This is a genomic window from Mycobacterium sp. B14F4 (genome assembly GCF_039871645.1).
Taxonomy (GTDB): Bacteria; Actinomycetota; Actinomycetes; order Mycobacteriales; family Mycobacteriaceae; genus Mycobacterium.
In genome coordinates, this window is the sequence record NZ_JBDPMF010000002.1 from 113,926 (window position 1) to 128,895 (window position 14,970).

Consider the following 14,970-nt stretch of genomic DNA (forward strand, 5'->3'; position numbering starts at 1 on the left):
TCAGCGTCGCAACTCGACCGGCTGATGTGTGGTCTGCTCGATACGCGAGGACGCGCGCTGGAGCAGTTCGGCGCCGAGCGCGATCAACCCCCTTGCGGCGGCGATCTCCTCGCCGACCAGCGGCTGCACCGAATCCTTGGGGTTGCGGTAGGCGTCGCCCAGCGCGGTCACCGTTTCACCGTTGTCGCGGGTGGCCCGCACCGTCGCGTGGGTGTGCGTGTCATCCTCGGCGAACTCGACGTCGATGTGCCAGATGTTGTCCAGAACCTTGTCGTACATTAATCTCTCCAGCCGTCAGCTCCTAGCTACCAGCGTCCTCCTCATGCCGATGCTTCGCACGGGTTTCACAGCCAACGGTGACGCACGCCTGCACTACCTCGACTCCGGCGGCGACGACCGCGGCGCACCGGTCGTCTTCGTGCCCGGCATGACCGACCTCGCCGACGACTACGCCGAGATCCTGCCGTTGTTCGGCCGGCGGACGGTTGTCGTCGAGCTGCGTGGACACGGGCGCAGCAGTGCACCCGAAAGCGGTTACGACTCAACGACGTTAGGCCGTGACGTCGGTGCCGTGATCGATGCGGTCACCGACGGTCCGGTGCACATCGTGACCTTCTCGCGCGGCACGGCCTATGCGCTGACGTGGGCGCTGGAGCACCGGGCCCGGGTCCGCTCGATCTCGATCGGCGACTACGTTCCGCAGGAGATCACGCTGCCGGAGGAGATCTTCGTTCGTCTGCTGGACGGGCGCTGGCGCGGCACCCCGGTGCACGAGCGGCTCGACCGCGCCGCCGGTGTCGCCACCTTCCTGGCCGCGCGCTCGCAGTCGTTCTGGGAACCGCTCGCGCGCTGGCAGCCTCCGCTGCTGGTGGTACGCAGCCCGACCAGCCCGCTGATCGACGACGCCGCGTGGGCCCGCTACCACCGCCTGTTCCCGGCGGCGCGGCTGCACGTGTTCGCCGACTCGCCCCACGACATCTTCCGGCCCGACCGGGGCCGCTTCCCGGCACTGGTGCGCGAGCACGTCGACGCGGTCGACGACGTCAGGGCAACATCGCCAGCGGGGTGACTTGTCCTGTGGCGCTGTTGATCAACGCCGCGTGGTCCATCCGAACCCGCAGCGGCAGCACATCCATCACGGCCGCAGCCACCGCAGGCAACTGCGCCAGGGTCGCTCGCGGAGCCAGCGAGCAGTGCGGCAACCAGATGCCCGGCCGGTAGTGCTTGTGCAGGTCGGCGCCCGCGGCGGTGACGGCCTCGACGACGCGCTGCTGGCGCGCCACGAACTGAGCGCTGACGCCGGCGACGAGCCAGACCCGGCCGCGCCGGAACAGACCCATACCGTCGAAGGTCAACTCGACCGGATCGCCGCCGTCGATGCCGGCAAGTGCATCGGCGACCGCCGCGTCGTCCCATTCGCGCAGCACCGCATACGACAGGTGCGGCAGGTGGCTGCCGTGGGTGTGCGAGCGCAGGCTCGGCACGCCTGCGTCCTCGAGCCGGTCCCACAGCGCTCGAACGGCCCGCTCGGATCGGCGGTCGAAGAGCAGGCAGACGGCGAGTGCCATGGTTCGACTGTATTGCCGTGGTTCGCCGTCGAGATCTGCACAGCGGTCGTGAAATCGGCGCAGTGACGACCCCGGTGCAGAAGTCGGCGCAAGTAGACGTCAGCCGGATTCGGCGGCCTTCTTGATCGCCGCGAGGGTGGCCGGGATTCCGCTCCTCGCGGCGTCGCGACGCTTGTCGATCTCGGCACCAGCCTGATCGCCGAACCGCTCGCGGAAGCCGTCGATGCCCTTCGGCAGGAACTTCCACGTCTCGGTGAGCCGGGTGCCGCCGTCCACCGGTTCGAACGTGTAGCCCCAGTACACCCGGCCGTCGTTGACCTCCCACGCGAACTCACGGCCGGGGTCGGACGCGACGACCTGCGAGCGGGTTTCCCACGTCCGCTCCGGTGTCTCGTTGCGTCCGGTGAACCAGGCGCCGACGCGCGGCCCGTCGCCCTCGTCCCACCAGCACGCCCGGCAGATCGGGCTCCACTCGCCCATGCGGGTCACATCGGACACCATCGCGTACACCTCGTCGGGGGAAGCCGCGACGAGGACCGACTCGGACATCGTCAAATCGCTCACCGGTCGAGTGTGCCAAAGCGCTAGGTTGTAACGCGTTCTACTTCGCCGTCGAAGGGCTCACCGGATGGACAACAGTAGCGGCCGCCACGCCGTCGTCATCGGCGCGGCGTCGGGCATCGGCTGGGCGACCGCCAGGGCGCTGGCCGCCGAGGGCGACCGGGTGACGCTCGCCGACCGCAACGCCGACGGCGCCCAGGAGCGCGCCGCCGAACTCGGCGATCCGCACACCGCGGCCGAGGTCGACGTCACCGACGAGGCATCCGTGCAGCGCCTGTTCACCGAGACGGGCCCACTCGACATCGTGGTCAACTGCGCCGGTTTCGGCAGCCTCGGCCTGATCACCGACCTGGCGGTCGCGGAGTTCCGGTCTGTCGTCGACGTCTGCCTGAACGGAGCGTTCATCGTCGCCAAGTACGCGGGCCAGGTGCTACGCCGAGGCGGGTCGCTGGTATCCATCAGCTCCCTGAACGGACGCCAACCGGCGGTGGGGATGAGCGCCTACTGCTCGGCCAAGGCCGGGCTGTCGATGCTGACCCAGGTCGCCGCGCTCGAGATGGGCCCCCGCGGCATCCGGGTCAACGCCGTCTCTCCCGGTTTCGTCGAGACGCCACTGACGGAGGGTTCGTCGCTCATCCCGGGCCTCGTCGAGGACTACGTCGACAACACCGCCCTCGGTCGTGCGGGACAACCGGAGGAGATCGCCGACGCGGTGGTGTTCCTGTGCTCGCCGAAGGCCGGTTGGCTGACCGGTGAGGTGCTCGACCTCAACGGCGGCGCACATTTGAAGAAATACCCCGACGTGCTGGGCCATGTGATGAAACTGGCGGACACGCAGTGACTTTCGACGGTAAGCAGGCGATCGTGACCGGTGCCGGCTCGGGCATCGGCGCCGCGCTGTGCCGCGCACTGGTGGCGGCGGGCGCCGACGTGGTGTGCACCGACATCGACGGTGACGCCGCCGCACGCACGGCGGCCGCCCTCGGCGCCAGGGCCCGTGCGGCACGCCTCGACGTCACGGATGCGGCCGCGGTGCAGGCCGTCGTCGACGACGTGGTCAACCGCAGCGGCCGACTCGATGTGATGTTCAACAACGCCGGGATCGTCTGGGGCGGCGATACCGAACTGCTGACGCTGGACCAGTGGAACGCCATCATCGACGTCAACATCCGCGGCGTGGTGCACGGAGTGGCCGCCGCCTACCCGCTGATGGTGCGCCAGGGGCACGGCCACATCGTGAACACCGCATCCATGGCCGGGCTCACCGCCGCCGGACAGGTCACCAGCTACGTGATGACCAAGCACGCCGTCGTCGGGCTGTCGATGGCACTGCGGTCCGAGGCCGCCGCCCGCGGGGTGGGCGTGCTCGTCGTCTGCCCGGCCGCCGTGGAAACACCGATCCTGGACAAGGGCGCGATCGGCGGGTTCGTCGGCCGCGACTACTTCCTGCCCGCCCAGGGCGGCAAGCCCTACGACGCCGACCGGCTCGCCGACGACATCCTGCGCGCCGTCGAGAAGAACAAGGCGATTCTGGTGAAGCCGCGCATCGCCCATGCCCAGTGGGTGTTCGCCCGCCTCGCGCCGAAACTGATGAACCGGGTCTCCATGCGCTTCGTCGCCGACCAGAGGGCCAAACAAGCGCAGCCGAGGGCCGGCACGCTGTAGACATAGCGGCGATGGATACCGAATTCACTCTGACCCAGAAGCGTGCGCTGGCGATCGCGACCGTGGTCGCCATCCTGTTCGGCGCGTACTTCCTGCGCGGCTACTTCATCCTGGTGGTGGTCGCCGCGGTGTTCGCCTACCTGTTCTCCCCGCTGTACCGGCAGCTGAACACGCGGATGGGCACCGGCTTGTCGGCCACGTTGACGCTGCTGGCCGCGGTCGCCGCGGTGATCGTGCCGCTGAGCCTGTTCGTCTTCCTGGCGGTCGTGCAGATCACCACCATGGTCGAGCGGGTAGCCGACTGGGTCGCGCGCACCGACCTGTCGGCGCTGGGCAATCGGGCGCTGCAGTTCGTCAACGAGCTGCTGGCCCGGGTCCCCTACGTCGACACGACCGTCACCCCGGAGTCGCTGCAGGGCACGATGACGAGGGTCGCCCAGGAGGCCGGCCAGTGGCTGCTCGGACTGCTGCAGGGCGCCGCGGGCGGGGCGTTCGGTGTGATCACGGCGCTGATTCTGTTTCTGTACGTGTTCATCTCGCTGCTGGTCAACCGCGAGCGCGTGGTCACGCTGATTCGTCAGCTCAACCCTCTCGGCGAGGAGGTCACCGACCTCTACATGGGCAAGATGGGCGCGATGGTCAAGGGCACCGTGTTCGGCCAGTTCGTCATCGCCGTGTGCCAGGGCGTCGCAGGCGCGGCGTCGATCTACATCGCCGGCTTCCACCAAGGCTTCTTCCTGTTCGCGGTGCTGCTGTCCGCGCTGTCGGTCATCCCGCTCGGCAGCGGCATCATCACGATCCCGTTCGGGATCGGAATGATCCTGTTCGGCAACGTGTTCGGCGGCGTGTTCGTGATCGTCTTCCACATCATCGTGGTCACCAACATCGATAATTTCCTGCGGCCCATCCTGGTGCCGCGCGAAGCGCGCCTGGACTCGGCGCTGATGCTGCTCGCGGTGTTCGCCGGAATCAGCATGTTCGGCGCGTGGGGCATCGTGATCGGCCCGGTGTTGATGATCGTCATCGTGACCACGATCAGCGTCTACCTGTCCGTCTACAAGGGGGTGCCGATGCAGCGGCACGACGCAGGCGACGAGAAGCCCAAGAAGCGAAACCCGTTCTGGTGGTTGGGCCGTCGCATCAAGGAGGCGCGCGAGGAGAAGGCGGACAAGCCGCAGTCCGAAGAAACCGAGGACGAACCTACGTCAGCCGCTCCCTGAGAAAAGCCACGACGCGTTTGAGTGCGACGTCGGTGGGATGGCCCTCCCGCTCGCGCAGTTCGAGGGTCAACACCGAGTGGGCCATCTTGGTGAACCCGTGCTCGTTGCCCTTGCGCGAGTCGATCTCGATGACCTCGAACGCGTCGCCGAGCCGGTCCTTGAGCGTCTGGAACCGCTGCGCCGGAACCAACGGGTCTTCGGTGAACCGCAGGCCCAGCGCGCACAGCCCGCCGCCCTCGGCGCGACGCTCGACGATCTTCAACTCGGCGTCGGACAGCCCCGGATCCCGGCGCTGCCCGGGGGTCAGCGGCAACGGCAGCGACGGCTGGCTCAGCACCGGTGCGAGCACGCTGTCGTCGACGGCCGCGGCCAGCGCGAAACCGCCGGTGAAGCACTGCCCGATCACCCCGACGCCCTTGCCCGGCGTCTGCTCGTTCAGGTCGCGGGCCAGCGCCCGCAGATAATGCGCGACCGGCCTGTCGGCGTTCGTCGCGAACGCCGCGAATTCCCTTGCCACACAGCCACGCAGCATCACCGGCACCGCTCCTGGCCGCATTGCTGGTGCGCCCGGCGTGCCGAACAGTGACGGGATGGCGACGGTGAACCCGTTGGCCACGAGATGATTGCCGAGCGCCAGCACACCGGGATGCGCTCCTGGCATCTCGGGAATGAGGACGACGCCGGGGCCCTCACCCTTGCGATAGACGTCGTGGGTGTAGCCGGAGGCGGAGAACGGCGCCACGGTCCATCCGCTGAGGTCGGCTTCCGGAGCCGCGCGGCCGGCGACGTTGGGGTCGGGCACGGTCATGGCACCTCTCGTCGTTACTCGACGGGCAGCGGCGAGGCGGTCTGCGTCGCCGTCGCCAGCGTACGGTACTCGTCGGTACCCGCGGCACCGGTCAACGCGATCTGGGCCGGTCCGGTCGGGCCGGCCAGCCGCGTCGTCCACACCGGTTCGGCCGGCCTGCCCTCGTCGTCGCCGCCCTCGTAGACCACCCACCGGACCCCGCCGATGTCCTGGACGCCGGTCGGCACCACGTCGGGGTTGAGCGAGCCGACCAACTTGTCCTCGTCGGCGTTGCTCTGCGTCAGGCCCAGGTACATCCCGCCGGGCGTCAGGTAGCCGACGGTGGAGCTGACCGCGCGCTGAGCCTGACCCGACGCGGGGTCGGTGCGGCCACCGTCGATGCCCTTGCGGCTGCCCGAATTGGACCGCCATCCGTCGGGGAGTTTCGGCACCCGGATCGGGATCTTCAGCGCGTCCGCGTCGGCCTGCAGCGCCGCCGGGGCGTCGTAGTCCGGTGGAGGGCCCTCGCCCGGCCCGGTGGCCTGAAACGAGCACATGCCCAGCAGCCCGGCCAGCACGATGCAGGCCAGCACCAGCGGTGCCATCGACCAGAACATGTCGCGGCCGTCCTGCAGCAGCCGCGACTTGGCGGGCCTGGGAGCGGGCTGGGGTTCCGTCGTCACATCGCCAGTATCCCAGCTCCCGCAGGCGGGCCCGCTAGTGGGACAATCTGCCCATGACGCCGAGCCGCGGGGAAGCTCCCGACCGAAATCTCGCCCTTGAACTGGTCAGAGTCACCGAAGCCGGTGCCATGGCGGCCGGCCGCTGGGTAGGCCGCGGCGATAAGGAGGGCGGCGACGGCGCGGCCGTCGACGCCATGCGCGAGCTGGTGAACTCGGTGTCGATGCGCGGCGTCGTGGTGATCGGCGAGGGCGAGAAGGACAACGCGCCGATGCTCTACAACGGCGAGGAAGTCGGCAACGGCGACGGGCCGGAGTGCGACTTCGCCGTCGACCCGATTGACGGCACCACGCTGATGAGCAAGGGCCTGTCCAACGCGATCTCCGTGCTGGCCGTCTCGGAACGCGGCACCATGTACGACCCGTCCGCGGTGTTCTACATGAACAAGATCGCCGTGGGTCCCGACGCCGTGGACGCCATCGACATCACCGCCCCGATCGGCGAGAACATCCGCCGGGTCGCCAAGGCCAAGAACGTCTCGGTGGCCGATCTGACCGTTTGTGTCCTGGACCGGCCCCGCCACGAGCAGCTGATCCGCGACGTGCGCGAAGCCGGCGCCCGATGCCGGCTGATCTCCGACGGCGATGTGGCCGGCGCCATCTCGGCATGCCGGCCGAACACCAGCACCGATCTGCTCGTCGGCATCGGCGGCACCCCCGAGGGCATCATCGCCGCGGCCGCGATCCGCTGCATGGGCGGCGCCATCCAGGGCCAGCTGGCACCGAAGGACGACGAGGAGCGCCAGAAGGCGATCGACAAGGGCCTGAACCTCGACCAGGTGCTGTTCACCGAGGACCTGGTGTCCGGCGACAACGTGTTCTTCTGCGCGACCGGCGTCACCGACGGTGACCTGCTCAAGGGCGTGCACTTCTATGGCGGCGGCTGCACGACCCAGTCCATCGTCATGCGCAGCAAGTCGGGCACCGTGCGGATGATCGAGGCCTACCACCGGCTCTCGAAGCTGAACGAGTACTCCGCGATCGACTTCACCGGCGACAGCAACGCCGTCTACCCGCTGCCGTAACTCACCGAACCAACGAAGGGCGAAAATTGAGCGTCGAGTCGTCTCAGGACGTCGAGTACCGCATCGAGCACGACACCATGGGCGAGGTCCGGGTGCCGGTCAACGCGCTGTGGCGCGCGCAGACACAGCGCGCGGTCGAGAACTTCCCGATCTCCGGGCGCGGCCTCGAGCGCGCCCAGATCCGGGCGCTGGGCCTGCTGAAGGGCGCCTGCGCGCAGGTGAACAAGGACCTCGGCCTGCTCGACCCGGCCAAGGCCGACGCGATCATCGCGGCGGCCGGTGAGATCGCCGACGGCCTGCACGACGACCAGTTCCCCATCGACGTCTTCCAGACCGGTTCGGGCACCAGTTCGAACATGAACACCAACGAGGTGATCGCCGGCATCGCGGCGCGCAACGGCGTGACGGTGCACCCCAACGACGACGTCAACATGTCGCAGTCGTCCAACGACACCTTCCCCACCGCGACGCACATTGCGGCGACCGAAGCCGCGGTGCGGCAACTGATTCCGGCGCTGGAGGTACTGCACGAGTCGCTGCAGGCCAAGGCCCGCCAGTGGCGCACGGTGGTCAAATCCGGCCGCACCCACCTGATGGACGCCGTCCCGGTGACGCTGGGCCAGGAGTTCGGCGGCTACGCCCGCCAGGTCGAGGCCGGCATCGAACGGATTCGCGCGTGTCTCCCCCGGCTCGGTGAACTAGCCATCGGCGGCACCGCGGTGGGCACCGGCCTGAACGCGCCCGACGACTTCGACGAGCGCGTCGTCGCCGTGCTCACCGAACAGACCGGGGTGGCCGAACTGCGCGTCGCGGCAGACCATTTCGAGGCCCAGGCCGCTCGGGACGGGCTGGTCGAGGCGTCCGGTGCGCTGCGCACCATCGCCGTCTCGCTGACCAAGATCGCCAACGACATCCGGTGGATGGGCTCGGGCCCGCTCACCGGGCTCGGCGAGCTGCAGCTGCCGGATCTGCAGCCGGGCAGCTCGATCATGCCGGGCAAGGTCAATCCCGTCATTCCCGAAGCCGTCACGCAGGTCGCCGCGCAGGTGATCGGCAACGACGCCGCGATCGTGTGGGGCGGCGGCAACGGCGCATTCGAGCTCAACGTCTACATCCCGATGATGGCCCGCAACATCCTCGAGTCGTTCAAGATCCTGGCCAACGCCTCGAGGCTGTTCGCCGAGCGGTGCATCGACGGCCTCGTCGCGAACGAGGACCGGCTGCGCGAGCTGGCCGAGTCTTCGCCGTCGATCGTGACGCCACTGAACTCGGCGATCGGCTACGAGGAGGCCGCGGCGGTGGCCAAGCAGGCGCTCAAGGAGAAGAAGACCATCCGGCAGACGGTCATCGACCGGGGGCTGATCGGCGACAAGCTGTCGGAGGAGGAACTTGACCGGCGTCTGGACGTGCTGGCCATGGCCAAAGTCCGCGACGGAGACGTCTAGGGCGGACAGCACATCGCCATGCCCGCATATATCGCGACCCGCGCAAGGGAAGAGTCCGCGGTCGCGGAGTTCTTGGAAAGCGCATCGCAAACGCCGTCGGCCCTGGTGATCGAAGGCGATGCGGGCATCGGCAAGACCGCGTTGTGGCACACCGCCCTCGAGCGCGCACGTCGCCGTGGCTTCCGGGTCCTGTCGGCGTGGACGTCCAACGCGGAGTCCGTCCTCGCTTACTCGACCCTGGCCGACCTGCTGACCGAGGCGGATTCGGCCGCCGTGGCCGAACTTCCAGCGCCACAGCGCGTCGCGGTCCAACGGCTCCAGCGCGGCGACCGCTCCGGCGCGGCGCCCACCGGGCAGCGAGCCGTTGCGGCGGCGTCCCTGTCGATCATCGAGCGCTTGGCCGAAGCCCAGCCGGTGCTGCTGGCCATAGACGATCTGCAGTGGGTGGACCCGTCCAGCGCCCGCGTACTGTCCTACACGACACGGCGGTTGTCGACGCCGGTCGGCATCCTCGGGACCGTACGCACCGAAGCCGCCGCCGACGACGGCGCCGCGTGGCTGCAGATGCGAAGGCCCGATGCGGTGGATCGGATCACGTTGCAGCCGTTGTCGTCCCGTGACCTGCATGCCGTGCTGAAGGCGCATCTCGGCCGGCCGGTGCCACGGACCCAAATGTCGCGCATCTTCCAGATCTCCGGTGGTAACCCGTTCTACGCGATCGAACTCGCTCGCGTCGCCGACGGCAGCGTGGACAGCCCGCTGCCGCACACTCTCGCCGGCGTGGTCCAGGCGAGGATCGACGGCCTAGACCCAGAAGCGCTCGGCCCTCTACTCGCAGCCGCGTCGGTCGACGCACCGACTGTCGACTTGGTCGCCGCCGCCGTCGACCGCGAGCACGACCGGGTGATCGAACTCCTCGAGTCCGCCGAGCAGCAGGGCATCATCGGTATCGAGGGCAACCGCATTCGCTTCGCGCACCCGTTGTTGGCCACCGGCGTATACACCGGTGCCACGGCCGACCAGCGGCGCGACATGCACCGCCGGATATCCGGCTTACTGGAAGAGTCGGAGTTGCGGGCACGACATCTGGCCCTGGCGGCCGAAGCGGGCGACGGCACCACGGTGACGGCGCTCGAGAGCGCCGCGGCGGCCGCGCAGGCCCGTGGGGCGCCGACCGCAGCGGCCGAACTGATGGAAATGGCGATCGCCGTCGGCGGAACGACCGGTGAGCGCCAGATTCGCTTGGCCAAACATTGTTTCGACTCTGGTGATCCGCAACGCGCCAAAGCGGTGCTGGAGCGCGCGATCACCGAACTCCGCCCGGGTCCGCTGCGCGCCGAAACGCGCTACGCATTGGCGATGGTGCTGTTCATGGACGAGGGTTACGTCGACGGTGCGCACCTGCTGGAGCGCGGCTTGACCGAAGACCAGCCCGAGCCGGCCACCCGGGTCAGCATGCTCACCGCCGCTGCCTACGCGCTGTTCAATACCGGGGAAACCGACGCGGCTTGGGCCCGCGCCGAACAGGCAGTAGTACTCGCCGAAAAAGTCGGCACGCCAAGCCTTCTCAGTCAAGCGCTTGCCGTACGGGCGATGTTGCACTTCCTGCGCGGCAGTGGCCTGGACGAAGCCGGCCTGCGGCGCTCCGCCGAGTTGGAAGATGCCGACGAACCCGCACCGATCCTGCTGCGGCCGAGCGTGCTGCACGCCCTACAGTCCGGGTGGGTGGGCGATCTCGACGAGGCCTACTGGCGGCTGAAGGCGATCCAGCGTCATTGCCGCGACCGCGGCGAAGAGGGTGAACTGATCTTCGTCATGTTCCAGGCTGCTCTGAACCGCATCTGGCGTGCCGATTTCGGCGAAGCCGAGCGGATCTGCCGGGCGGCGGCGGATTTGGCACAGCAACTCGGCGGTGAGTTCCCGGTCATGCTGAGCCTCGTGATGCGCGCCACCCTCGCCGCCTACTGCGCCTCCGAGGACGACGCCCGCGGCGACGTCGGCGACGCGATCGACGCGAGCAAGCGTACGGACACGTCATGGCACGGCGACTGGGCGCTGACGGCACTCGGTTTCCTGGAAACCTCGTTGGGCCACTACAGCGCGGCCCTGACTGTGCTCGAACCCCTGCTCACCACGCTGACAGCCGCGCCCGATAACACCGAGATCTTTGCGGCGTCGTTCGTGCCGGACGCCGTCGAATCGCTGATCGCCTTGAACCGAGCCGACGAGGCCAAACCGCTGATCGCCGCCGTTGAGAACAACGGCCAGCGACTCGGACGGGCGTGGATGCTGGCGATCCAGGGACGGTGCCGCGCAATGGTGTCGGCATCCAGCGGTGACCTCGATGCAGCAGTGGTCGCGGCGCGGCAGGCGATGGCACACCACGACCGGCTGCCGATGCCGTTCGAGCGGGCCCGCAGCCAGCTATTGCTCGGTCAGCTGCAGCGGCGCGCGCGTGACCGGGCCGCCGCGGCCACCTTGCGCGAGGCCCTGGCCACGTTCGAACGGCTCGGCACGACGCGGTGGGCGGACCGCACGCGCGCCGAGCTCAGCGACGACGCTGCACCAGAATCGAGCGTGTTGACCGCCGCGGAGTCACGGGTCGCCGAGCTGGCAGCCTCAGGCATGACCAACCGTGACGTCGCGAGCGAACTCTTCCTCAGCGCGAAGACCGTCGAGGCCATCCTGGCGCGGGCGTACCGCAAGCTCGGCATCCGATCGCGCGCTGAGCTGGGACAACGGATGAATAACCCGCCTGTGGGGCGGGTATAGGAGGGTTAGCCGTCGTTCGGGGATGGCACGCTCGGGGATGGCATCAGTACAGCCAAACAATGATGTTTGCTGCGGGGAGCTGAGACTCTGTAGTACATGGCGGGGGAAGTCGTCGTGCACGATTCGACGCATCAGCGTGCGGTCCGGGGTTTTCTGGACTCGGTGACCGGGGGGCCATCGGCATTGCTGATCGAGGGTGAACCGGGGATAGGTAAGACCACCCTGTGGTTAGCTGCGCTGGAACGTGCGGCCGAGCGCGGGTTCCGCGTGCTGTCCACGCGCGCGGCAGCCGCCGAGTCCGTCCTGGCCTACACCGCGCTGGCCGACCTGCTCGACGAAGTCGACGCCCGCGCCTGGGCCGACCTGCCAACCCCTCAGCTTCTCGCGGTGGACCAGGTTCTGCTGCGGGCCGACAACGACGTCGTCACCGACCAGCGCGCCGTTGCTGCGGCTTTCCTGTCGGTGATCGACCGCCTGTCCGACGAAGGCCCGGTGTTGTTGGCAATCGACGACCTGCAGTGGCTCGACCCGTCGAGCCTGCATGTCCTCGCGTTCGCCGCCCGCCGGCTCGGCGGTCCGACGGGCGTGCTGGCCAGCGTCCGCGCGGAACCCGGCGAGGGCGCGGCCGCGGGCTGGTTGCAGATGCCGCGACCCGAGGCGGTCAACCGGATCCGGTTGAACCCGTTGACCCTTGCCGACCTGCACATCGCGGTGTCGTCGCGGCTAAGGCGGCCCTTCTCCCGTCCGGCCATCGGCCGCATCCACCAGGTTTCCGGCGGAAACCCCTTCTACGCAATCGAATTGGCGCGCGCCATCGACGAAAGCTCGTTGGGCACCGAGACGTCGCTGCCGCGCACCCTGACCGAGGTGGTGCGCACCAGGATCGGCAGCCTGGACACCGACGTGCACGACGCGCTGCTCGCGGCGTCGTGCCTGGCCGCGCCAACGGTCGACCTGGTGTGCAGCGCCACCAGCAGTGACGACGACCGACTCGTCGAATTGCTCGAGACCGCCGAGAGCAAAGGCATCATCGCGATCGACGGCAACCGCATCCAGTTCGCCCATCCCCTGCTGGCGCGCGGCGTCTACACCCAGGCCGCCCCCGGACGCCGGCGGTCGATGCACCGCCGGCTCGCCGAGATCGTCGACGAGCCCGAACTGCGGGCCCGGCATCTGGCGTTGGCCGCCACCCGCGGCGATCCGCTCACGCTGCGGGCGCTCGACACGGCTGCCGAATCGGCGCGGATGCGCGGTGCACCCGCGGCCGCCGCCGAACTGATGGACCTGGCGATCGGCCTCGGCGGTGACAGTCCGCAGCGCCGACTCCGTTCTGCGCTGCACCATTTCGACGCGGGCGACGCCGAGCGTGCGGCCGCGATACTGGAGGAGACGATCGAGGAGCTGCCCTCGGGCGACCTGCGTGCGGAGGCGTTGAGCCGCCTGGCGGTCGTGCGCCTCTACAGCGAGGGCTTCTTCGAGACCACCCGGTTGTTGCGCGACGCGCTGGACGAGGTGCGCGAAAACCACGCGTTGCGGGTGCAGATCCTGATCACGCTGGCCTACTCGCTGCACCACGCCAACCAGGTGGCCGAGGCCGTCACGACGGCCGAGCAGGCGGTGGCCATCGCCGGGACGCTCGACAACCCGCACCTGCTGAGCATGGCGCTGGGGATGATGGTCACCATGCGGTTCGCCGCGGGCCAGGGTTACGACGAGGACCTGCTGCACCGCGCGCTGGAGCTGGAGGATCCGGAAGCCAACACCCCGTTGGTGTTTCGTCCCAGCGTGCAGCACGCACTGCTGCTGGAGTGGACGGGCCGGTTGGACGAGGCCCGCGACGCGTTGGACAAGATCCGCGCGCGGTGCCTGGAGAAGGGTGAGGAGGGCGAGCACGTCGTCATCTGTCAGCACATCGTGATCAGCGCGATCTGGCGTGGCGACTTCCTGCGGGCCAACCTCGTCGCCGACGATGCGTTCGAGGAGGCGCGCCAACTCGGCGGTCACACCCCGCAGTTCCTCACCCAGAGTCTGCGTGCGCAGCTGACCGCTTACGCGGGCCAAGAGGCCGCCGCGCGCCACGCCATCGAGAAGGCACTCGAAAAGGGCAGGCCCACCGGCACTTTCCGGTTGGCCGAGCGGGTCCTCGCGGCGCAGGCCTTCCTCGAGGTGTCGCTGGGCAACTACGACGCCGCGCTCGCCGCGGTGCAGCCGATGCTGGCCGAGTTCGACCCGGCGTCGACGCCGACCGAACTGCCCAACGCCGCCTACCTGCCCGATGCCACGGAGGCACTGATGCAGCTCGATCGGCTCGCCGAGGCCGAGCCGCTGATCACCGCGCTGGAACGCAATGGCCGCAGGCTGAACCGCCGGTGGATGCTGGCGGTGGGCGCACGCTGCCGCGCCATGCTGCTGGCGGCCCGTGGCGACCTCGATGCCGCACACACCGCCGCGGTGCGGGCGATGGCCGCGCACGCGGACCTGCCCATGCCATTCGAGCGCGCCAGGACCCAGCTGCTGCTCGGCCAGCTCGAACGCCGGCAGCGCAAGAAGGAGTCGGCGTCGGCGCACCTGCAGGAGGCCCTGGACACCTTCGAGCGGCTCTCCATCCCGCTGTGGGCGGCCCGCGCCCGCACCGAACTGGCCCGCGCGAACGTCAGCCCCCGCCGCACCGGCGAGCTCACACCGACCGAGCGGCGGGTCGCCGAGCTCACCGCATCGGGCATGAAGAACCGCGACGTGGCCACCGCTCTGTTCATCAGCCCGAAGACGGTGGAGGCGAACCTCGCCCGCATCTACCGCAAACTCGGCATCAAGTCGCGGGCCGAGCTGGGCCGTCACATCGGGCGGGCCGAGGAGTGCCAGCCGTAGGGAAATCCCCTATTCCCCAACGGGTGCTCGGACAACTACCGTTCGAGTCGCTGCCCACTGAAACGTCATCGACAGGAGGACCGGTGCGCACCGAGCCCGCCCCCGTGACCCTGACCGACCCGAGCCCCGCTCTGGTCACGACGACCCCCAGCCAGCCGGCGCTGCGGACCGGATTCGCGGTTCTGGGTCTGGTCTCGCTGCTCGATCTTCCCAGGGGTGATCGCGCGGACAGGGTGGTCGCACTGGGCGGCGCCGCGGCCGCGGGCTGGTACCTGATGCGCGGCGGTCGCCGCGTCTAGGCGCATCGCGTGCCCGCGGC

The 14,970-nt window shown here is 69.1% G+C and carries 14 protein-coding genes; 9 read left to right on the forward strand and 5 right to left on the reverse strand.

Annotation, left to right across the window (positions count from 1 at the left end; genetic code table 11):
• The gene (locus tag ABGB19_RS05670) at nt 1–279 is read right to left on the reverse strand and encodes a dsRBD fold-containing protein (protein WP_347684916.1); all 279 of its coding nucleotides are present in this window, start codon (nt 277–279) and stop codon (nt 1–3) included.
• Nucleotides 280–328: 49 nt separating this feature from the next.
• On the opposite strand from ABGB19_RS05670, the gene ABGB19_RS05675 reads away from it, so the two are divergent.
• On the forward strand, nt 329–1,069 hold the full coding sequence (locus ABGB19_RS05675; protein ID WP_347685636.1) for an alpha/beta fold hydrolase: 741 nt from the start codon (nt 329–331) through the stop codon (nt 1,067–1,069).
• Here the strand turns inward: ABGB19_RS05675 and ABGB19_RS05680 are convergent.
• Together ABGB19_RS05680 and ABGB19_RS05685 are read right to left on the reverse strand one after the other, a co-directional pair.
• Nucleotides 1,044–1,568 (reverse strand): 2'-5' RNA ligase family protein, encoded by a 525-nt coding sequence (locus ABGB19_RS05680; RefSeq protein WP_347684917.1) that lies wholly within the window; start codon nt 1,566–1,568, stop codon nt 1,044–1,046. The two genes, ABGB19_RS05675 and ABGB19_RS05680, sit on opposite strands and share 26 nt — an antisense overlap.
• 99 nt (nt 1,569–1,667) lie before the next feature.
• Entirely contained in the window at nt 1,668–2,117 is a 450-nt protein-coding gene (locus ABGB19_RS05685) for an SRPBCC family protein (protein ID WP_347685637.1), read from the reverse strand.
• A gap of 79 nt (nt 2,118–2,196) precedes the next feature.
• Here ABGB19_RS05685 and ABGB19_RS05690 point away from each other — a divergent pair, with 79 nt between their 5' ends.
• From ABGB19_RS05690 to ABGB19_RS05700, 3 genes are read left to right on the forward strand one after another with little or no spacing between them, the layout of a single operon-like run.
• A complete protein-coding gene (locus ABGB19_RS05690; protein ID WP_347684918.1) occupies nt 2,197–2,970 on the forward strand; it encodes an SDR family NAD(P)-dependent oxidoreductase in 774 nt (257 codons plus the stop codon).
• A complete protein-coding gene (locus ABGB19_RS05695; protein ID WP_347684919.1) occupies nt 2,967–3,794 on the forward strand; it encodes an SDR family oxidoreductase in 828 nt (275 codons plus the stop codon). Before ABGB19_RS05690 ends, ABGB19_RS05695 begins: the two co-directional genes overlap by 4 nt.
• 11 nt (nt 3,795–3,805) lie before the next feature.
• Entirely contained in the window at nt 3,806–5,014 is a 1,209-nt protein-coding gene (locus tag ABGB19_RS05700; RefSeq protein ID WP_347684920.1) for an AI-2E family transporter, read from the forward strand.
• Here the strand turns inward: ABGB19_RS05700 and ABGB19_RS05705 are convergent.
• Together ABGB19_RS05705 and ABGB19_RS05710 are read right to left on the reverse strand one after the other, a co-directional pair.
• Complete coding sequence (locus ABGB19_RS05705) at nt 4,995–5,822, reverse strand: dienelactone hydrolase family protein (protein ID WP_347684921.1); 828 nt, start codon at nt 5,820–5,822, stop codon at nt 4,995–4,997. The genes ABGB19_RS05700 and ABGB19_RS05705 overlap by 20 nt on opposite strands.
• Before the next feature lie 14 nt (nt 5,823–5,836).
• Nucleotides 5,837–6,484 carry a DUF4245 domain-containing protein gene (locus ABGB19_RS05710; protein WP_347684922.1) on the reverse strand — a complete coding sequence of 216 codons (648 nt, stop codon included), beginning with the start codon at nt 6,482–6,484 and terminating at the stop codon, nt 5,837–5,839.
• Between the two features lie 53 nt (nt 6,485–6,537).
• Here ABGB19_RS05710 and glpX point away from each other — a divergent pair, with 53 nt between their 5' ends.
• The 5 genes from glpX to ABGB19_RS05735 all read left to right on the forward strand — a co-directional run bounded on the left by glpX (nt 6,538) and on the right by ABGB19_RS05735 (nt 14,950).
• The gene (glpX, locus tag ABGB19_RS05715; RefSeq protein ID WP_347684923.1) at nt 6,538–7,566 is read left to right on the forward strand and encodes a class II fructose-bisphosphatase; all 1,029 of its coding nucleotides are present in this window, start codon (nt 6,538–6,540) and stop codon (nt 7,564–7,566) included.
• Between the two features lie 26 nt (nt 7,567–7,592).
• Nucleotides 7,593–9,011, forward strand: coding sequence for a class II fumarate hydratase (locus ABGB19_RS05720; RefSeq protein WP_347684924.1), 1,419 nt, complete (start codon nt 7,593–7,595; stop codon nt 9,009–9,011).
• 18 nt (nt 9,012–9,029) lie between these two features.
• Complete coding sequence (locus ABGB19_RS05725) at nt 9,030–11,783, forward strand: AAA family ATPase (RefSeq protein ID WP_347684925.1); 2,754 nt, start codon at nt 9,030–9,032, stop codon at nt 11,781–11,783.
• Nucleotides 11,784–11,879: 96 nt separating this feature from the next.
• A complete protein-coding gene (locus ABGB19_RS05730) occupies nt 11,880–14,651 on the forward strand; it encodes an AAA family ATPase (RefSeq protein ID WP_347684926.1) in 2,772 nt (923 codons plus the stop codon).
• Between the two features lie 83 nt (nt 14,652–14,734).
• A complete protein-coding gene (locus ABGB19_RS05735; protein ID WP_347684927.1) occupies nt 14,735–14,950 on the forward strand; it encodes a hypothetical protein in 216 nt (71 codons plus the stop codon).
• The last annotated feature ends 20 nt before the right edge of the window (nt 14,951–14,970 follow it).